This window comes from Paenibacillus sp. Z6-24 (assembly GCF_054161335.1).
Genome location: NZ_CP096398.1, coordinates 4,077,613 through 4,096,533 on the forward strand (window position 1 = coordinate 4,077,613; position 18,921 = coordinate 4,096,533).

General features: G+C 50.4%; 15 protein-coding genes, 1 pseudogene and 1 riboswitch. Of the genes and pseudogenes, 8 read left to right on the plus strand and 8 right to left on the minus strand.

Annotated features, from left to right (window positions below; all coding sequences use genetic code 11):
• Positions 1-3: 3 nt before the first annotated feature.
• From M1D61_RS17705 to M1D61_RS17715, 3 genes are all read left to right on the plus strand, one after another.
• Positions 4-1,065 carry a Gfo/Idh/MocA family protein gene (locus M1D61_RS17705; protein ID WP_458119927.1) on the plus strand — a complete coding sequence of 354 codons (1,062 nt, stop codon included), beginning with the start codon at positions 4-6 and terminating at the stop codon, positions 1,063-1,065.
• A complete protein-coding gene (locus tag M1D61_RS17710) occupies positions 1,062-1,919 on the plus strand; it encodes a sugar phosphate isomerase/epimerase family protein (RefSeq protein ID WP_458119928.1) in 858 nt (285 codons plus the stop codon). The genes M1D61_RS17705 and M1D61_RS17710 overlap by 4 nt, the downstream gene beginning before the upstream one ends.
• A 104-nt stretch (positions 1,920-2,023) precedes the next feature.
• A complete protein-coding gene (locus tag M1D61_RS17715) occupies positions 2,024-2,896 on the plus strand; it encodes a sugar phosphate isomerase/epimerase family protein (RefSeq protein ID WP_458119929.1) in 873 nt (290 codons plus the stop codon).
• Between the two features lie 284 nt (positions 2,897-3,180).
• Here M1D61_RS17715 and M1D61_RS17720 read toward each other — a convergent pair whose 3' ends face one another.
• Positions 3,181-3,819: a LysE/ArgO family amino acid transporter gene (locus M1D61_RS17720; protein WP_458119930.1), complete on the minus strand. Its 639-nt coding sequence runs from the start codon at positions 3,817-3,819 to the stop codon at positions 3,181-3,183.
• A gap of 240 nt (positions 3,820-4,059) precedes the next feature.
• Positions 4,060-5,436 carry an alpha-L-fucosidase gene (locus M1D61_RS17725; RefSeq protein ID WP_458119931.1) on the minus strand — a complete coding sequence of 459 codons (1,377 nt, stop codon included), beginning with the start codon at positions 5,434-5,436 and terminating at the stop codon, positions 4,060-4,062.
• A gap of 416 nt (positions 5,437-5,852) precedes the next feature.
• Here M1D61_RS17725 and M1D61_RS17730 point away from each other — a divergent pair, with 416 nt between their 5' ends.
• The gene (locus M1D61_RS17730; RefSeq protein ID WP_458119932.1) at positions 5,853-6,503 is read left to right on the plus strand and encodes a sortase; all 651 of its coding nucleotides are present in this window, start codon (positions 5,853-5,855) and stop codon (positions 6,501-6,503) included.
• 170 nt (positions 6,504-6,673) lie between these two features.
• Positions 6,674-6,755, plus strand: a riboswitch (cyclic di-GMP riboswitch).
• A gap of 139 nt (positions 6,756-6,894) precedes the next feature.
• Positions 6,895-7,698, plus strand: coding sequence for a transglutaminase-like domain-containing protein (locus tag M1D61_RS17735; RefSeq protein WP_458119933.1), 804 nt, complete (start codon positions 6,895-6,897; stop codon positions 7,696-7,698).
• Between the two features lie 268 nt (positions 7,699-7,966).
• On the opposite strand, the gene M1D61_RS17740 is transcribed toward M1D61_RS17735, so the two are convergent.
• From M1D61_RS17740 to fdhF, 3 genes are all read right to left on the minus strand, one after another.
• Complete coding sequence (locus M1D61_RS17740) at positions 7,967-8,566, minus strand: methylated-DNA--[protein]-cysteine S-methyltransferase (protein ID WP_458119934.1); 600 nt, start codon at positions 8,564-8,566, stop codon at positions 7,967-7,969.
• A gap of 250 nt (positions 8,567-8,816) precedes the next feature.
• Positions 8,817-9,392: a DUF1641 domain-containing protein gene (locus M1D61_RS17745; RefSeq protein ID WP_458119935.1), complete on the minus strand. Its 576-nt coding sequence runs from the start codon at positions 9,390-9,392 to the stop codon at positions 8,817-8,819.
• Positions 9,376-12,360 carry a formate dehydrogenase subunit alpha gene (gene fdhF, locus M1D61_RS17750; protein WP_458119936.1) on the minus strand — a complete coding sequence of 995 codons (2,985 nt, stop codon included), beginning with the start codon at positions 12,358-12,360 and terminating at the stop codon, positions 9,376-9,378. Before fdhF ends, M1D61_RS17745 begins: the two co-directional genes overlap by 17 nt.
• A 241-nt stretch (positions 12,361-12,601) precedes the next feature.
• Between fdhF and M1D61_RS17755 the strand changes: the two genes are divergently transcribed.
• From M1D61_RS17755 to M1D61_RS17765, 3 genes are all read left to right on the plus strand, one after another.
• Complete coding sequence (locus M1D61_RS17755; protein WP_458119937.1) at positions 12,602-13,282, plus strand: futalosine hydrolase; 681 nt, start codon at positions 12,602-12,604, stop codon at positions 13,280-13,282.
• Position 13,283: 1 nt separating this feature from the next.
• Positions 13,284-14,120 (plus strand): 1,4-dihydroxy-6-naphthoate synthase, encoded by an 837-nt coding sequence (locus M1D61_RS17760; protein ID WP_458119938.1) that lies wholly within the window; start codon positions 13,284-13,286, stop codon positions 14,118-14,120.
• A gap of 263 nt (positions 14,121-14,383) precedes the next feature.
• Positions 14,384-14,542, plus strand: coding sequence for a DUF1540 domain-containing protein (locus M1D61_RS17765; RefSeq protein WP_458119939.1), 159 nt, complete (start codon positions 14,384-14,386; stop codon positions 14,540-14,542).
• 300 nt (positions 14,543-14,842) lie between these two features.
• On the opposite strand, the gene M1D61_RS17770 is transcribed toward M1D61_RS17765, so the two are convergent.
• From M1D61_RS17770 to M1D61_RS17780, 3 genes and pseudogenes are all read right to left on the minus strand, one after another.
• On the minus strand, positions 14,843-16,585 hold the full coding sequence (locus M1D61_RS17770; protein ID WP_458122551.1) for a methyl-accepting chemotaxis protein: 1,743 nt from the start codon (positions 16,583-16,585) through the stop codon (positions 14,843-14,845).
• Between the two features lie 567 nt (positions 16,586-17,152).
• A pseudogene (locus M1D61_RS17775) lies at positions 17,153-17,395 on the minus strand (GDSL-type esterase/lipase family protein); the annotation flags it as partial.
• 274 nt (positions 17,396-17,669) lie between these two features.
• Positions 17,670-18,542: a rhamnogalacturonan acetylesterase gene (locus M1D61_RS17780; RefSeq protein WP_458119940.1), complete on the minus strand. Its 873-nt coding sequence runs from the start codon at positions 18,540-18,542 to the stop codon at positions 17,670-17,672.
• Positions 18,543-18,921 lie beyond the last annotated feature (379 nt).

The window sequence follows — 18,921 nt, forward strand, 5'->3', positions numbered from 1 at the left end:
CACATGAAAACGACGATTGGTATTGGAGTCATTGGAACCGGAAGCATCTCGGAGTATCATCTGAAGCCTTATGCAAATCATGAGGGCGTGAGCATTCTCGGCGTCTGCGATAAAAATGAAGAACGAGCCAAAACGGTCGCTGCCCATTATGCAGGCGCCCGTGCCTACAGCGACTACAATGAACTGCTCGCCAATCCGGAGATCGATGCCGTCAGCATCTGCACCTGGAACAATACACATGCCGAAATCAGTATCGCCGCCCTCAAGGCCGGCAAGCATGTACTCGTCGAGAAACCGCTCTGCCGCACGATGGAAGAAGCACATCAGATCGAAGCCGCTGTACGGGAATCCGGCAAGCTGCTCATGGTCGGATTCGTTCGCCGCTATGACGATAATGCTCAGATGCTCAAGCATTTCAGCGATCAGGGTGACTTTGGAGATATCTATTATGCCAAGGCTTCCTATATCCGTCGCTTCGGTAATCCCGGCGGCTGGTTCAGCGATATCGAACGCTCCGGCGGCGGTCCGGTGATCGATATCGGCGTACACGTCATTGATCTGTGCTGGTATCTGATGGGACGCCCCGAACCCGTCTCGGTCAGCGGCAATACGTATTACGAGCTCGGTAACCGCGCCCATATCCAGCATTTATCCCACTACAAAGCAGCCGACTACGACGCGACCAAGAACGATGTGGAAGATATGGCCAACGTCATGATCCGCTTCAAAAATGGTGCTTCCCTGATGGTGGATGTCAGCTTCAGTCTTCATGCCAAGGAAAATGAAGGCATGATCCGCCTGTACGGCAGCAAGGGCGGATTCGAGGTCGATCCTGCCGTCTCCATTACGACGGAAAAGTACAACACCGTGCTCAATATCCAGCCGCAGACCGACCATCCCGGCTTTTATTTTGAAGGAGCATTCGAGAATGAGATTCGTCATTTCGTCGAGTGTGTGCGTACCGGCAGCCAGCCGATCAGTCCGGTCGAAGACGGCGTACAGATGATGCGCATGCTGACAGCCATTTATGAATCGGCTCATCTGCGCCGGGAGGTGATCCTGTGAAGCTGGGACTCAGTACGTACAGCCTGCATGGAGCGCTCAGCTCCGGGGCCATGACCGTGCTCGATGTGATCGATTATACGGCTGAACTGGGCGGCCAGCATGTGGAGATTGTGCCGCTCAGTTACAGCCTGTCCGACCATCCGGAGCTGACACTGCAAATCGCCGAACGTGCCCGCCAGCAGGGGATTGAGCTGTCCAATTATGCAATCGGTGCCAATTTTCTGACCGATGACCAGAGTGCCTATGAAAAGGAAATCGAACGGGTCATGAGCGAAGTCGATATCGCGGCTCGGCTCGGTGTGAAGCTGATGCGCCATGATGTGGCCTCTTCACCGGATGTGTCCATCGCCAACTTTAACCGCCATCTGGACCGGCTCGCAGATGCCTGCCGCCGAATCGCCGACTATGCCGCCAAATATGAGATTACCACCAGCGTCGAGAATCACGGATTTCTGATCCAGCACGCTGACCGGGTGCAGGCACTGATTCAGGCGGTTGACCGTCCCAACTATCGCACGACGCTGGATGTGGGTAATTTTGTATGTGCGGACGAGAATCCGGTAGCTTCTGTGCAGAAAAATCTGCCGTATGCCTCCATGGTGCACATCAAGGACTTTTACCTGCGTCCCTCCCACCGCAACCCGGGAGCTGGCTGGTTCACCAGTACAAGCGGCGTCTATCTGCGCGGCGCCATTATCGGACAGGGCGATCTCGATATGTGGAAGATCCTGCACATTATCAAGGCGTCCGGTTACGACGGCTATATTTCGGTTGAATTTGAAGGCATGGAAGATGGCATGACCGGCGCCCGCATCGGAATGGAAAATGTACAGCGGATCTGGGACGAGGTATAAGTGACGAAAAGAGAGGGATCGCCTAGTACCGCACAGCATGCCTTTGGGTCTGTCTACTGGCAACCTTATTTTTCTTCTACCAAAACTGTAAAGGAAGTGATTCCATGGCAACAGAACTTGGCAAAATCGGTGTCATCGCCGATGCATTCAAACTTGAACTGCGTGAGAATCTGCTCAAAGCCAAAGAAGTCGGTGCAGACGGCGTACAGATCTGGGCAACCGAAGGCGTTATGGACCCGGATAATCTCGGTATCGACCGCCGCCTCGATCTCAAGGAATATCTGGCTGGACTCGGACTGGAAATCTCTGCGTTATGTGCAGACTTTGGCGGCAACGGCTTCCAGAGCGAGCAGGATAACATCTGGAAAATCGAAAAATCCAAAAAGATTCTCACTCTGGCGCTGGAACTCGGAACTCCGATTGTAACGACTCATATCGGCATCGTGCCTGAAGACACTTCTGCCCCGGAATATGCTATCATGCAAAAAGCCTGCAATGAACTGGCAGCATTCGCTTCGGAATTAGGCGGCTACTTTGCGATCGAGACCGGCCCGGAACCGGCTGCTAGGCTCAAGCAGTTCCTCGATTCCCTCGACAGCAAAGGTGTCGCTGTGAATTTTGACCCGGCCAATATGGTAATGGTCACGGGCGACGATCCGGTCCAGGGCGTGTATACGCTGCGCGACTATATCGTGCATACCCATGTCAAAGATGGTATCCGCACCCGCGAAGTCAATCCGCATGATGTGTATGGCAATCTGAGTCACGAACAGGTCGCCGCCTTCGAGGATGGCAGTATCGGGTTCAAAGAAGTTGCACTCGGTGAAGGCAGCGTTGATTTCAAGGCGTATTTCGCCGCGCTGCAGGATATCGGCTACATCGGCTATCTGACGATCGAACGCGAGGTTGGCAATCAGCCGGAGCAGGATATCCGCCAGGCTGTTGAATTTATCCAGGGGTTCAAGGCAAAGGTGTAAAAAATATTCCGGGACAGTGAGATGCTTCTCCCCTGGTCCTGCAAGCCCTCGGTAAACGTGATTATTCGGGTTGCACATTTTAATATGAAATAGAGACGATCCGATATCGGCAATCCCGCCTATGGATCATCATTTATTCATAACAGACACATTATTAATAACGACCATATGCAAAAAGCTGAGTTCATCGCTGCAGATAGCGGATGAAATCAGCTTTTTGTTTTTAAAATTCATTTTTCCTTTTTAAAATCATGTTCTTCCAACATCTCGCTCTGCTTCACAGCCTACCTTAGCAGCGATACCAGCAAATACAGAGCAATTCCCCAGATCAGCAGAGCCGAGCAGCGGTTCAATATCCGGAACCAGCGCCCGCTGCGATCCAGCGTTCCGACGATCATACCTGCAGCAGCCAGCAGGGCAAACCAGATCCAGGATACCGTAATACAGGTAAGCATAAATACCAGTTTCTCCTGACCCTCATACTGCAGCGAACTGGTCCCGATCACACCGATCGTATCCAGAATGGCATGCGGATTGAGCAGTGACACCGACAGTGCGAACAGAATCTGCTTGCGCGCCGGCAGAGCATGAGCCTCATCCTGTTGTCCTCCCCCGGCATCCGTTGCTGCAGAATCTACCGCTGCACTGCGCCAGGTAACATAGCCCATATATGCAAGAAACAGAACTCCCACGATCATCAGCGCCGATCTGACCCATGGCAGCCCGAGCACCAGCACAGATACCCCGCCGACCGCCAGACCGATCAGCAGCGTATCGCACAATCCGGCGGTAATCACTACCGGCAGAACTTTCCATATTTTGCGCTGTACCATTCCCTGCTGAAAAATAAATACATTCTGAACACCGAGCGGCAAAATCAGCCCGAGTGCCAGTATAAAAGCATGCAGCAGTACACCAGCCATATGCGCTTCCCCCTTATTCACAATACCCAGTGTAACGCGGGATCGGCAGGCTGCCTATAGCCAGACTTTTTTTGCCGCTTTTTTATGCATCGACGTTAATTATACCTGTATATTTCAGAGGAACAGTGAAGTACAGTCTAAACCGGCTGTGGCAGCCGGTTGGAACGCTGCTGCCCGGAACCTGATTATCCAGACGAGCAAAATGAAAGCATAGCGATCTCTTTTCCCCCTTTCCCCGGTCTATCTCTGCTGACCATCCGCATACACCGACGTGCCTCTCGTCCTCGCCCAGTCGGCGATCCGCGACGGGTTGCCTTCCCATAATCGCTGCCTCCCCCATACATTACTCTCCGGTACCCCATCACATTCCACACGTATGACCGGGAAAAGTGCGGTTGGCCGTTCTTTGGGCAGTCCTTTGATCCACAGCACGTTCTCCTGCTGTTCAAATACCAGATCCTGTCCGGTCGTCAGCAGAGTTACCCGTTTTGCCTGTGATACCAGATCTGCCAGCCGCAGTATCGGTTCGCCATCCCAGAAGCGAATGATCAGATACAGATTGTTCCCGCTCGTCGTCTGTCTTCCCCGGGTGACGAACTCCGTCACACCACCTCCATCCGATCCGTATACCGCCTCTCCATGCACCTCCAGCCACTGCCCAATGGCCAGAGCACGCTGCACAAATTCCGACGGCAGCTGGCCATCCGGCTGAGGACCGACATTAAGCAGCAGATTGCCACCCCGGCTCCCGCCTTTCTCCGCGCATTCGCACAGCATATCCAGCAGCACATCCGCCGGGCGCCAGCGCTCTCCGGATGCATAACCCCACAGCCGCCAGGTCGTTACCTGATTGGATTCCCACAGCCTGCTCGGATCGGCTACAATCTGGTGCTCCGGCGTGCCAAAGTCACCGAGCACTTCCGAATCTCCGGCTCCTGCTCCTCCATCCGCATACGTCTTCGTACCTTCCGATGGCCCGAGCCGGTTATTGACCAGAATATGCGGCTGCAGCTCCTTCATCCGTCGCACCAGCTCCACACTGCCCAGCTCTTCCGCCGTCCGCGGCCACACCCCGTCAAAGAAAAAGTGATCGATCTGCCCGTACTCCGTCAGCAATTCCTCCACCTGGTTATGCATATATTCTTTCATGTCCTGCCAGCCCTCAGGATCAAGACCCGGCCCGTCAAAGAACGCCGGAATCCGCCAGTCCATCCATGAATAATACAGTCCGACACGCAGCCCCTCCGTCCGGAACGCTTCCACAAATTCACGCACCAGATCCCGTCCGCATGCCTGGGCAGCTGCCGAGTAATCCGTATACTTTGAATCCCACAGACAGAACCCGTCATGATGCCGGGTAGTCATACAGGCATATTTCATCCCGGCCCGGCGCGCCGTCTGCGCCCATAATCGGGCATTGAAATGCTCCGGGTTCCAGGCACACGCGCGCTGTGCATATTCCTGATGGTCCAGATGCTCGCGAAAAAGCACCTGCTCTCCGCGTCCATACTGCGCATATGGTCCAAAATGAATAAACATCCCAAACCGGCTGTCCGTGAACCATTTCCACTGCTCTGTCATTTGCTTTGCATTGTCATCATTATTCCCAGTCCTCATACATCCATCTCCATTCCGCCTGCAGCGTGTTTAGATTGGTCTTGTATCTGTGTTGACTGAATCAATATACCTGATTGTCCGTCTGGCCAATGATCGGCTGTGACTAGGCTGGTTCCAATTGTACACAGCTGGTCTTTCAAACATTATAATGTTATATCTTATTGCATTATATCATTTTCCTGAATCGGTAAATCCCTCTAATGCAAGATTCAAAGCATATATTACAAATTTGAAATCCAACTGACCAACAAAAACAAAAATGCCAAATAATTCCTGATTTTAGCTTATCAAATTACAATATATGGTTATTAATAGGTAGAGGGAATTTATCCTTTTTATATCCGATATAGAGTGTTATCCTTGGAATACACCGGGTAATTTCGACAAATCCAAGCTGCAGGAGGATTAACATCTATATGAAAAAGTGGGCGTATACGCTGATTATTCTGGGCGTTCTGGTGATCGTATATCCACAGGCGAATGAGTGGTATGACGACTGGCAGCAGCAACGTCTGCTCAGCCAGGCAGAGCTGGAAGCTGGGGCTTCTCCTCAGGATACGACAAAAAATTTAAAAATTGGCTATTCTGAAGTAAATGCTCTACTAAATGAGGGTGCTGCTGCCGATAATATAAATAGCAAGACAGAAACACCGGTAAATGGTCAGATTCTGGGGGTCATTCGTATTCCGGTAATCGACGTAGAGCTTCCGGTTGTGGAAGGTGCGACTCGTGAAAATATGCGCAGCGCCGCTGTCCATATCTCCGAGACCGATCAGCTGGGACAAAAAGGAAACTTTGCCGTTGCTGCTCATCGTGCCCATAAAACAGGACGCCTGTTCAACCGTCTGGGTGAAGTAAAAGTCGGAGACCAGATTCAGATTGAATCTTCCGGTCAGCAGTACAACTACCAGGTAGACCGGATTCGTATTGTGGAACCTACCGAAGTCTCAGTGCTGGAAAGCGATCATCATTCTCAGGAACTGACGCTTGTAACCTGCGATCCGCTCATTAACCCGACACATCGCTTGATTGTACATGCGATACGCGTCGACAATAATGCAAATTAATGGCAATTTATTCATTTCGCGTACATTATAGTTTGGCGCTTTTAGTCGAATTACCACTGTGATACTATGGTATTATAACTAACTAGTAACATTTCGTTTACCCATAAAATATATGATTATTCATCAATTGAATATTTGTTGATATGTAACTTGCTTATTTCAGAGCTTTTACACGATAACGGCAAACCTGTCTAAAGACAGGGACGCAAAGCTACAGGGCCTTACCCGCAGGGTTGGCAGCCAGCTACCGAACGGAAAAGCTCTTTTCACATCATTCTATTGTAAAATATTACACTTTATAGAATATAATGGTATAGTCAAACGACGGATAACAGCGTGTTATGGTGATAGTTGTTCGGATTGGCTAGTAGCCTCTGAAAGGATTTTCGTTATGAAGAAACTTTTGCTAACTTGCTTGACAACCTTATCGCTTTTTGCAGCAACCCCAGTTTCTGTATTTGCAGCCGAGAGTTCCAACTGGCTGGACACTTCCAACGCAAATCAGGGATACGTTGCTGTTCATTATGAAGCACCATCCAATACACGCACCAAAGTTATGATTACCAAAAACGATACCAGCTATACGTATAACCTGAATTCTTCCCGTGCAGATACTTCCCTGCCCCTGCAGCTGGGCAGCGGTACGTATCAGGTAAGCGTGCTGGAAAATACCGCAGGTAACAATTACAAAAAAGTATATTCCGATTCCCTGCAGGTGCAGTTGAGCAGCGAGAACAGCGTCTATCTCGCTTCCACCCAGAACATTGATTGGAAAAACAGTCCCGCAGTGACTTCACTCGCAGCCAAGCTGACCCAGAATGCCATAACCGATCAGCAAAAGGCTCAGGCCATCTACAACTACATCACTGCTAATATCAAATATGATTATCAACTAGCTGGCACATTGCCGACTGTATATATACCCGATCCACAGCAAACATTGTCTTCCCGCAAAGGAATCTGCTACGATTATGCATCTCTGAATGCAGCGATGCTGCGCAGCCAGGGCATCCCTGCCAAGCTGGTAATGGGCACTGCATCAGCAGTAAAGGAATACCATGCCTGGAATGAAGTCTATCTGAATGGTAAATGGGTTACTGTCGATGCAACCGTAGATGCTTCGCTTCAACAAAACGGCAAGCAGGTACCTTTTGCCAAAGATGCTGCCAAGTATCATACCAGTAAAGTATACTAATAGAATAGCTACAGCCCTATTGCAGCCTCTGCTGCCTAGATAATATACAATTGTAATATATGAATGGTTCGGCCCTGTTTTAAGGAATCATTGATTTGATTAATAATAAACATTCTTCCTTTAACTACCTGTTAAGCACAACAAAACCCATGCAGATGATCTGCATGGGTTTTTATTTTGAGCACTTCCCTTCCTTCGATCATTCTCCTTCCTTCGTCTCTTCCACAAATGGTATTCCCATTGTAGTAATGAAATGTACGAATAACCATTACAGCGAAGTCTTTTGGGCCTCCAGAAATAATAGTGGTGTACCTAAAGAGATATTTTCATCTGTATCTGCCTGTTCTGCCGAAGACTGCTCCAGCTGCAGCAATTTCTGCTTCATCTCCATGCCTCCGCGGTAGCCGGTCAGGGCACCATTTTTGCCAATGACCCGGTGGCAGGGAATGGTGATCAGTACCGGGTTGGCTCCAATCGCGGTTCCTACTGCCCGGACAGCTGCAGGTTTGCCAGCCATTTCCGCAACTGCCGAATACGATAGCGTCTGACCATACGGAATACGGCTTAATGCTGCCCATACCGCCAGCTGAAATGGTGTCCCTCGCAGATCATGTTTGATTTTTTCAAATCCTGCACGCTCTCCATGCAAATAATCCATCAGTGACAACGTGTATGCTTCCATCCGCTGCTCATCTTCTACCAGCAAATATCCGGGAAACCGACTGTTCGCCCACAATACCAGATCTTCCAGCGGCTGCCCCGGTGAACCGACATAGCATAATCCATCTGCTGTTGCAGCAACTGGAAGATTCCATTTTTTATCATCGATCCGGGTATAGTACATCACCGGATTATCTGCATGCTGCATATTCATATCCTCCTCGTCCTGCGCATATGATTGCTTCTAACTTAGTTATACCATGGCTGGATGTCTAAAATGTTGCGCTCTTATTCGCCTAACATCCTGATTTGGTCGGAAAATTTAAAGTTTATATCGGCTATGATGATCCTGCCAAAAATCATAAAATGAGAATGCATAAATACTATGAATCTTAAAATTACATAGAGCAAAAAGCTGCAGCTCTCAGCATCGGCTGAAAATTGCAGCTCTTTGGATTTTATACTTCCTTATGCGTCTCACTCTCCTTGCGCTTTGGATCGGAGAAAACCTCGGACGGATCGGGCTTTGGCTTGTTCAGCTCGCCGCCCATCGATTTGAGAAATTGCAGCCCGAAGGCCATCGTCGTACGCACATCCGGATCACGCATCGTTTTGAGCAGATGCAGCATACCCGGCGGTTCGTTATCCCGGTGATCGCCGTATTTCTGGTTGGCAGGGTCCATATCGCCAAGATGGCTTAATCCGTTACCAAGCGCATTCAGCAATCGATCCATCTCCAGCGGATCGATTTTGCCAACCATCTGGCTCAGGGTAAAGGCATTACGGATCAGCGGCGGAATATTCAGCGAGTTGATCAGATTCACTCCGTGTACCCCTACCTCTGTCCGGTTTTTGAGTAATGCACTGACAATATCGAGCATTCCTGCCTGATCCAGCTCCTTGATAATATCGAACGTTTTGAGGATTGCTTCCTTGTTGTCGCTGAGCGCTTTGATGATCTGGGTCAGCGATTCTGCCTGCACTTCCGCTTCTGTCGGTTCATGGCGTTCAATCCGGTTAATGGCTCTGGCCATACTGGGCACGCTCCTTCCGAATGGTATCCGCGATCGGCTCATAATCCTGACGCTTCCACTTGTCCTCGACCCGGACGCTGATCTGCGGACGACGCTGAGCGAACCGGTGATTCACCTGCGGCAGCGGTGATACGCCGCGGTCTTCCAGCACCTCCATCCGTACGCTGATTTCCTTGTAGCTTGGCGTATGGGTGATTTTGTCGGTATGACTGCTGGTCAGCCGGTTGATCGCTTCACCGGCATGCTGGGTATTCATCGGCAGGTACAGCTCTTTGCCTTTGACCCGATCCGTTACGACAACCGACAGTTTGGCTTGCCCATACGGGGAGACAAGCCGCACTTTGGCTCCGGTCTCGATGCCGCGCTCGGCAGCCAACTCCGGCGATACTTCCAGCCAGGTGGATGGTACCTTGTGACGAATATTTGGGGACTGGTAGGTCATATTGCCTTCATGGAAATGCTCCAGCAGACGACCGTTATTCAGATGCAGATCGTATTCGGCTTCCGGTTCATACGGCAGGGTCCAGCTGACCGGGAACAGACGCGCCTTGCCGCTCGGAAAGGCAAATTCTTCCGTGTACAGCAGCTCGGTGCTGCTGCCGTCCGGCTGTACCGGCCATACCTGACTGTTCCAGCCTTCAAGACGATCGTAACGGACACCGGCAAACAGCGGGGCCAGACTGGCCGCTTCCGCCATAATTTCACCTGGATGAGTGTAATTCCAGTTCGCTCCCAGTGCATTGGCCACATCCTGAATAATTCTCCAGTCCGGTCTGGACTCACCCATCGGCTCGAATACCTGATAGAAGCGCTGGATGCGGCGTTCCGTATTGGTAAAGGTTCCATCCTTCTCTAAACTTGGCGAAGCCGGCAGGACCACATCCGCAAACTGGGCTGTACGGGAGAAGAAAATATCCTGTACCACGAAAAATTCCAGCTTGCCGAACATCTCTTCCACAAAGTTGGAGTTGGAATCGACAAATGCCATTTCCTCTCCAAACAGATACATGGCTTTGAGCGTACCCTCTTCGATCGCATCGACCATCTCGTGGTTATCCAGTCCCGGCTCTGCCGGAAGCTGTACACCCCATGCCTGTTCATAGCGGCTGCGGACCGCTTCATCCGTCACCTTTTCATAACCGGGGAAATAGCCTGGCATCGTACCAAAATCGCAGGCGCCCTGCACATTATTATGACCGCGCAGCGGATAAGCACCCGTACCCGGACGACCAAAATTGCCGGTAGCCAGCAGCAGATTGCAGATTGCTGTCGATGTATCTGTACCGCCCCGGTGCTGGGTTACGCCCATCGCCCACAGGATACAGACCGAACCGGACTCATGAATCATCTCTGCTGTCCGGATCAGCTGTTCACGGGTCAGACCGGATACCTGCTCCGCATAATCGAGCGTGTATGGTGCCAGCGATTCACGGTATTCTTCGTACCCTTCTACCCGGGTATCGAGGAAGCTGCTCGCTTCCCAGCCCTGGTCGATGATGTATTTGGTCACCGCCGACAGCCATACCAGATCCGATCCCGGCTTTGGATGCAGATGAAGATCGGCACGTTCGGCCATTTCATTCTTGCGGATATCGGATACGATCAATTTCTGGCCGTTCAACTTGTGCGCACGCTTGACCCGGGTCGCCAGTACCGGGTGGGATTCCGCCGGATTGGCACCGACGATAATGACCAGCTCGGACTGCTGGATATCTACCATTGTTCCGCTGTCTCCGCCCATGCCGACCGTACGCATCAGCCCGGAAGTGGCTGGCGACTGACAGTAGCGGGAGCAGTTATCGACGTTATTAGTGCCCATGATCGAACGGGCAAATTTTTGGAAAATATAATTTTCTTCATTGGAGCATTTGGAAGACGCGATATAGGCGATCGAGTCGGAACCATGCTGCGCCTTGATGCCGCCCAGCTTCTCGGCGATCAGTGCCAGCGCTTCATCCCACGTTGATTCCACGAACCGGTCACCCTGACGGATCAATGGACGGGTCAGACGCTCCTCACTATTGACAAAGTCCCATCCCCATTTGCCCTTGATACAGGTGGATACGCCGTTGACCGGCGCATCGATGGACGGCTCAATCTTGAGAATATGACGGTCCTTGGTCCACACTTCAAAGCTGCATCCGACCCCGCAGTATGTACATACCGTCTTGGTCTTCTCGATACGCGAATTGCGCATGGACGCCTCGATCTCGGAAATCTGGAAAATGCCGGAGTATCCCGGCTCCACCGCCTTGGTCAGATCGATCAGCGGCTCCATCAGCTTGCTGTCGATATTGGTCATGAATCCGGCTTCTCCAAGCATGGACGATTCCATCAGTGCATTGCACGGACAGACGGTTACACAGTGTCCGCAGGAGACGCAGGACGATTGATCGATCGGCACATCATCATCCCAGACGACGCGCGGCTGCTCACGGCTCCAGTCAATCGACAGCGTCTCATTGACCTGCAGATCCTGACAGGCCTCTACGCAGCGGCCGCACAGAATGCACTGGTCCGGGTCATAACGATAGAACGGGTTGGTGTTGTCGATCTCATAGGGTTTATTGCGGAAAGGATAGGTCTGATGCTCAATGCCCAGCTTTTCCGTGGTGTTATGTACCACGCAATTACCGTTATTGTTATCGCAGACCGTGCAGTAGAGTTCATGATTGCGTAGTATTCGGGACATGGATTCCTGCTGGGCTTCCTTGACGAGCGGGGTCTGGGTGGATATGTTCATTCCTGGCGTAATCACTGTGCTGCAGGAGCGTACCAGCTCTCCGTTCACTTCCACCATGCATGTATCACAGGTATTGATCGGTCCGAGCTGCTCATTATAGCAGATCTGCGGAATATACAGATCCGGTGCTGTATTGACTGCCTGAACAATGGTCATACCAGGCTGAGCCACGACCGACTGTCCATCGACATGAATCACAATATTCTCCTGACCATCCATCTTCATGATGCCGCTTCACCTCTGTCTGTGTAATAGGATATTTTGAAACCTATTACCCGTTTCCAGTAAAAGTATGCATGAATGTCACAGATCGCTGTATATGTTATTTTATTTATATGAATGGTCATTTTTAATTGTGCCAGTATTCTGTTAAGTTTACTTACTTTACAATATTCCGTAACAGGAGTAACGTTAGAAGACAAGCTTGCTTGGAAGAGCCCGCATGGGTTGAAGGAGGTACGCTGATATGGAGGCTTCACGCCTTAACAATACATCATCCACCAGAATACTAATCATGACTGCAGTCGAAGCAGAACGCGAAGCGGTACTGCGAGGAATCGGCGATGCAGCCGGACAGCGGTTTGATGTCCAGCTCGCCGGTGTCGGCCCAGCCTCAGCGGCTGCGCGTACGGCACTTCTGCTCGCCCGAGATTCGTACGATCTGGTCATCAGTGCAGGGATTGGCGGCGGGTTCGAACCGCATGCGGCTCACGGCTCTATTGTGCTGTCGAGCCGAATAATCGCGGCCGATCTCGGTTCCGGAACACCGGAACATGGATTTATTTCGGTCGATGAGCTGGGTTTTGGCTCGTCGGTTATCGCGGCGGACAGTTCGTATAATGAACATCTGACAGCTGCCATGCGCCATGCAGGTCTGACGGTACATACCGGACCTGTACTCACCGTATCGACAACGACCGGATCGGCCGAGACGACAGCCTCACTGTTGCAGCGCATCCCCGATGCAGCGGCAGAGGGTATGGAAGGCTACGGTGTAGCTGAGGCTGCCCGGCTGCTGAACGTACCCGTACTGGAGATTCGGGCGATCTCCAACAAGGTCGGTCCGCGTGACCGCGGCAGCTGGCGTATCCCCGAAGCATTGCAGTCTCTATCGCTGGCAAGTTCCCTATTACCGGAGGTGCTTTAATATGAATATTGCTTTTTCCCCATGTCCCAATGATACATTCGTCTTCCACGCCTGGGTGCACGGCCTAATTGCCGGTGCGCCGGAACTGGATGTGACGTATGCCGATATCGATATTACGAATAACTGGGCTGCCGAAGGCAAAGGCCCGGAAGTACTCAAAATCTCCTACGCCGCTCTTCCCTGGGTGCTGGAAGATTACGCACTCATCCCTTGTGGGGGTGCACTTGGACGCGGCTGTGGTCCGCTCGTGCTCACTGCCAATCCGGAAGCGACCGATGCAGCAGCCCTCGCCGGGAAAAAGGTAGCCGTACCGAGCGAACGCTCTACCGCATACCTGCTGTTCCGCTTGTGGGCCGCACAGAACGTACCGGGCGGTATCGGTGAAGTGGTTGTAATGCCATTTGACCAGATCATGCCTGCTGTACGTGACGGACAGATCGACGCCGGACTGGTCATCCATGAAGCCCGCTTCACTTACCAGAATTACGGCCTGACCCTATTGCAGGATATGGGCAGCTGGTGGGAAGAAGATACCGGACTGCCGATTCCGCTCGGAGCGATTATCGCCCGTCGTTCACTCGATATCGCCCAGATTACCGAATGGGCACGCTCATCGGTGGAATACGCGTGGGAACATCCGGAAGCATCCCGCGGCTATGTAATGGAACATGCTCAGGAGATGGATGCCAGTGTAGCGGATTCACATATCAATCTGTATGTGAACGAGTTCACCCGTAATCTCGGTGAAGACGGCTATGGCGCGATCGAAGCGCTGCTTGGCCGCGCTGCCCGTGAAGGACTGGTTCCCGAATTTGATCTCAGCCTGCTGCGTAAATAAGGACAGTACCGGCAGCATATTAGAGCAAAACAAAATCCCCTGCTCTCTCTCATGGAGAAACAGGGGATTTTCTTATAAAAACAAAGCGGATTCGCTTCATTTGCCCTTTTATCGGAGAATATAAAGAAGAAAAGCATTTGCCAAAGTCAGCGTACATCCTGTATACTGGGAATGCTACTAATAGAAGTAGCCAACACAAATAGCCTCTTTTGCCGAAGAGACTGTTAAATGTTGTATATTATGAGCACAGGAGGTGAATCATCATGGCTCAAGATGTAATGTGTGAAGTAAGTGCATGCACTCACTGGGCGGAACAGAATAAATGTACCGCTGATACTATTTTTGTCGTTAGTCACGCTGCTGCGAAAGAACAAACTTCTGAAGTTCAAGAAACAGACTGTCAGACTTTTGAAAAGAAATAATAATTATAACCACATATTCAAATCGTAAGAAGGGACTTTGCCGAGTTCCTTCTTTCTTTTTATATTCTATCAACAATGATTATTATTATCAAGTAGATTTTCAATATTTATTGAGAAAAGATTGAGAAAAAAGGATGCCCCCATGTATAGGGACATCCTTGTCTTCATTTTATCCGGTCCAAATGCTCAAGCAGCAGGCTTTTTGAGGCATCCACTGCGCTCGTGTCTTGCCCTATCTCTGCGATGCTGCACCTGCCCCGGACTGATACTCGGTATCAGATATTTCGTCTACAGCCGGAGTTACAGTTTGAACTTGGCTACCGATTCAGCCAGTTCATTGACACCCTGCTTGGACTGCTTCATCTGCTCGGCTACTTGTGCCGTCTGCTGTACGATATCATCGGTCTTCTCGGCGATCATGCTCGTGCCTTCGGCACCTTCATTGGCGGCTACCGAGATCTCCTGAATCGCTTTGACAACATTCTCAATGGAAGCCAGCAGTTCTTCAGAAGTAGCGCTCAGATCATTGGCGATATCATCAATTTCCTGCGCGCTGGAAGCGTACTGATCTGCCGAGGACAACATCATCTCGTAATCGGTACGAACATTGGTGCTGAACAGGTTCAGGAGATCATTGGAGTTGGAGGACAGATTGCTTACCGAGCCCACCACTACCTGAGTAATCTCGTTGATCTGGTCAGCGGCCTTTTTGGAATCTTCAGCCAGCTTGCTGATCTCGCTGGCAACAACTGCGAATCCTCGGCCGGCATCTCCTGCCCGGGCCGCCTCGATACTCGCATTCAGGGACAAAAGGTTCGTTTGTGAAGCAATATCGATAATCGAGGAGACCAGACTATTGATCTGCTGTACGGACTTGGATTCTTCCAGAGCCTGTACGAGACTGTCCCGCACCTGATTGTAAGTTTCTGTACTCGTGCTGTACGACTGCTTGAACTGCTTGCTTAGATCGGCGGCGCGCACGGTTAATCCTTCGGCTGCACGTGCACCTTCCTGGGCTTTGCTCGCAACGGAATTGACGGCCGCTTCGATCTCTGTCGAAGTGGCGTTCATCTCCTGCGTGGAGGCTGCAGTCTCTTCCATACCGGCAGACAGCTGCTCGGTAGTCGCAGAGATATCCTGTATTCCGCCTTCCAGCTTGTTCATTTCTTCATCCACCATCTGGATCGTATCCTGCAGACTGCGGCTCTCCTGGATGACACGGCTAAACGTTGTTCTGAATTCTTTTCTCGCTTCGCCGAGTGCCTGGATAATAACCGCAAATTCATCTTTCTCGGACAGATAACGGGTAAAGCTGTCATCGTAGACGAGATCGAAATTCGCTGTTTTGTGGATCATGGTCAGTGTATCTCTGGTACGGTTACGCACATTGCGCACGATAAAGAAGATTAGCAGCATGGCAACCAGCAGGATAGCGACCAGCTGAATAATGGTGATCAGTCTCATCTGACCGCTCAGTGCAGCACTTTCCTCAATCGCATCCTTGCTGTACTGGTCTATAATATTCTCAATCTGATCCAGATTGTGACGGGAAGCTGCAAACTTTACTCCCGAATCGGTCGAATTCACATAGCGGCGTTCTTCGAAGTTGAATTCACTTTTCCATGCTTCGTAGTTGGTATCAAATTCTTCGATGAGCTGGAATACATTCTTTTTAGTCTGGGGGTCGGCATATTTCTCGAATACAGAGCGATTTTCTTCCATAATGGCTTTGGCTTCCTGTACCCGGTCGTGAGTCTGTTTTACATTTTCGTTGTAATTGTCCTGCTGAACCTTGATTTCGGCAGGATTCTCAATGCCGGTTAATGTAAACTCGGCAATCATCGCCTGATAATAATCACGGTCTGCATTCAGGATGTGATAGTTGATCTGGTAAGCTTCTTCATAAAGGGATGTAATCAATTTATCCCCCATTTTATCGATATTCCGGATCGCCAGTACAGATAATACGATCAGAGCGATAACGAGAATAAGGACAGGTAACAGCATCTTGGTGCTAAGACTCCAGTTGTTCATTTTAAACATTTTCAATATACATCCTCCCGGCATGGTTGACTGAAATACAAGTTCAGTGTTCGATTGGAGACCCGACAGAAACTCCGCTTCAAAAATGGTATGCAATAACATACATGACAAACCGGCGATATCATGCAGCAACTGTTCATTAGTTAGGCCTTTACTAATTTATCGCTGCTTTTGCGTCCTATATCGCTTCATATGATTGATATGTACTATTATCGGTAAAATGGCCTATTTCTTTATGTATATTTTCTGGAATATCAAAATATAGTTATTTACTGTAAGCCAACAGATGACAATCCCAGGGAAAAGATTCACAGTCTGTAGTTAGATGAACCCGCATTGATATACAGAGCAACAACTGCCAACCTTGCCGGCTGGCAGTTTACATGGATGACCTTATACATAGAGGAAATAGAAGATAATATATCCAGCGATCCCCTCAGGACGAATGAGGACAATAGAACTATACTATGCAATTCAGCCAATATTTTTCCATCATGTTCATTTAATGCAGTACATGGGCAAACAAAGGCAGATTCAGCGCTCCTATCCCATCAGCGACCAGTCGGGCCTGGCCTGATTGGCATCATTATGACCGAACTGGATCAGCAGATAATCCCCCGGCTGAATCTCGCTTAGAATATTATCCAGCCTTCCCTGCTCGATGAAGGTGCGTGTACTCCTGCCGCTGATCGCATGATTGCTGAACGTAACTCCCTGGTCAAAATAACGGCCAATCATCTGCCCCCAGCCTGCCTGTGGACGCTGGGCATCCGTATACGTCTGTACTGTGGAATCACCCGCCAGATACACGACTAGCTGCTGGTGACCGGCACTGATCCCGGACGAAGCGCCTACCATAAACCACAGACTGAAAATCATAATACCCAGCAGTGCAGCAGGACCAAGGCGGCGGCTAATCGCATTCCAGTGAAATATACGCAAAGGCTTCCCTCTTTCGCAACATAATATACAACATGGGCATCAAGTATCCATCCCATCTCCCTTTTCAGGCAAGGCAAAAAGGACAGCCCCGCAGGTCTGTCCCATTTGAATAATTCTATGCTCTGCCGGTACCGCCGCATGCTTATTGTCCGGCAGTCTCCAGCAAATGCCCGGACAGCGGCAGGTTCAATTCACGCAGACCGTCTGCCACCAATCCGGCAATCTGCACAGCTCCATATTCCTGGAAATGGGTATTGTCCACGACTCCATTTGGAAAATAGGGATATACACCCGGCTGCACATGCAGGAAGATGGACGTGGTGCCTTCTATGCCCACCGCATTGTAGTAGGCAACGCTGCGAGCGCTCAGGTCCAGCAGTGGTGTCTGCGTCTCGGCAGCCACCTGCTTCATCGCTTCCACATATTCAGGGAAACTGACATTGAATTGGCCATCCGGATTGTAGTCTCTTCTCGATACCGGGGTGACCAGAATCGGGGTCGCTCCCTTGCTGCGGGCACCGTGAATATAGACTTTGAGATAATTGCGGTAATCTCCTACAGGCGTATAACGCTCCGGCTTGCGATCGGCATCGTTATGTCCAAACTGGATCATCAGATAATCCCCCGTCTGCAATTGACCGATAATCGTATCCAGCCGCCCCTGCTCGATAAAGGAACGCGAACTTCTGCCGCCGATCGCATGATTGCTGACGGCGATGGAATCATCCAAATATCGGCCGATCATCTGTCCCCAGCCTGCCTGTGGACGCTGGGACTCCCGGTAGCTCTGCACCGTGGAATCACCTGCCAGGTAGATGGTAGGACGATGTGCATAGACATCCTGGGTGACAGCTGATGTAGCGAGGCTGTTCGTTACGCCATGGGTGGAGTCCTCGATCGTATTCGTTGTCGGTGCAGCCGAAGCTCCCATAGCGCCAAAAAGTGTTCCCAGACAGGTGATCAGACCGAGCAGCAAGAGTGGCATCATTCGCCGGATGTAGACTTTTTTATTCAATTGCATCCCTTCTTTCCCATTTTATAATAGCGCTTACATAGATATGATAATCATTACGCTTCAGGCCGGGTATGCAAGAAACCGCTTTGTTTGTTCAATAATCAGAGGGAACCGATACGGTTATTCCGCATGTTTATGGAGGTTATAAGGATACGGTTAGACAGAATAGTAAGAGGTACGTTAGGTAGATGTCAACGATGCTAAATCGGCAAATTGGTTGCTCCGCTGGATCCATTTGTTTGTGCTCCCAGCAATATTGATGATGCAAAAGAGAAACCAGTACGCGATACAAGAAAAGAATGCAACAAAACAAACTCTATACCAAAATAATACAAACAAAAAAGAGGCTGACTATAAATGCCATCCTCTTTTTTGCTGT

Coding starts and splice junctions, on each gene's coding strand:
- M1D61_RS17705 (WP_458119927.1), top strand. CDS start 4: ATGAAAACGACGATTGGTATTGGAGTCATTGGAACCGGAAGCATCTCG.
- M1D61_RS17715 (WP_458119929.1), top strand. CDS start 2,024: ATGGCAACAGAACTTGGCAAAATCGGTGTCATCGCCGATGCATTCAAA.
- M1D61_RS17720 (WP_458119930.1), bottom strand. CDS start 3,819: ATGGCTGGTGTACTGCTGCATGCTTTTATACTGGCACTCGGGCTGATT.
- M1D61_RS17725 (WP_458119931.1), bottom strand. CDS start 5,436: ATGAGGACTGGGAATAATGATGACAATGCAAAGCAAATGACAGAGCAG.
- M1D61_RS17730 (WP_458119932.1), top strand. CDS start 5,853: ATGAAAAAGTGGGCGTATACGCTGATTATTCTGGGCGTTCTGGTGATC.
- M1D61_RS17735 (WP_458119933.1), top strand. CDS start 6,895: ATGAAGAAACTTTTGCTAACTTGCTTGACAACCTTATCGCTTTTTGCA.
- M1D61_RS17740 (WP_458119934.1), bottom strand. CDS start 8,566: ATGCAGCATGCAGATAATCCGGTGATGTACTATACCCGGATCGATGAT.
- M1D61_RS17745 (WP_458119935.1), bottom strand. CDS start 9,392: ATGGCCAGAGCCATTAACCGGATTGAACGCCATGAACCGACAGAAGCG.
- fdhF (WP_458119936.1), bottom strand. CDS start 12,360: ATGAAGATGGATGGTCAGGAGAATATTGTGATTCATGTCGATGGACAG.
- M1D61_RS17755 (WP_458119937.1), top strand. CDS start 12,602: ATGGAGGCTTCACGCCTTAACAATACATCATCCACCAGAATACTAATC.
- M1D61_RS17760 (WP_458119938.1), top strand. CDS start 13,284: ATGAATATTGCTTTTTCCCCATGTCCCAATGATACATTCGTCTTCCAC.
- M1D61_RS17765 (WP_458119939.1), top strand. CDS start 14,384: ATGGCTCAAGATGTAATGTGTGAAGTAAGTGCATGCACTCACTGGGCG.
- M1D61_RS17770 (WP_458122551.1), bottom strand. CDS start 16,585: ATGTTTAAAATGAACAACTGGAGTCTTAGCACCAAGATGCTGTTACCT.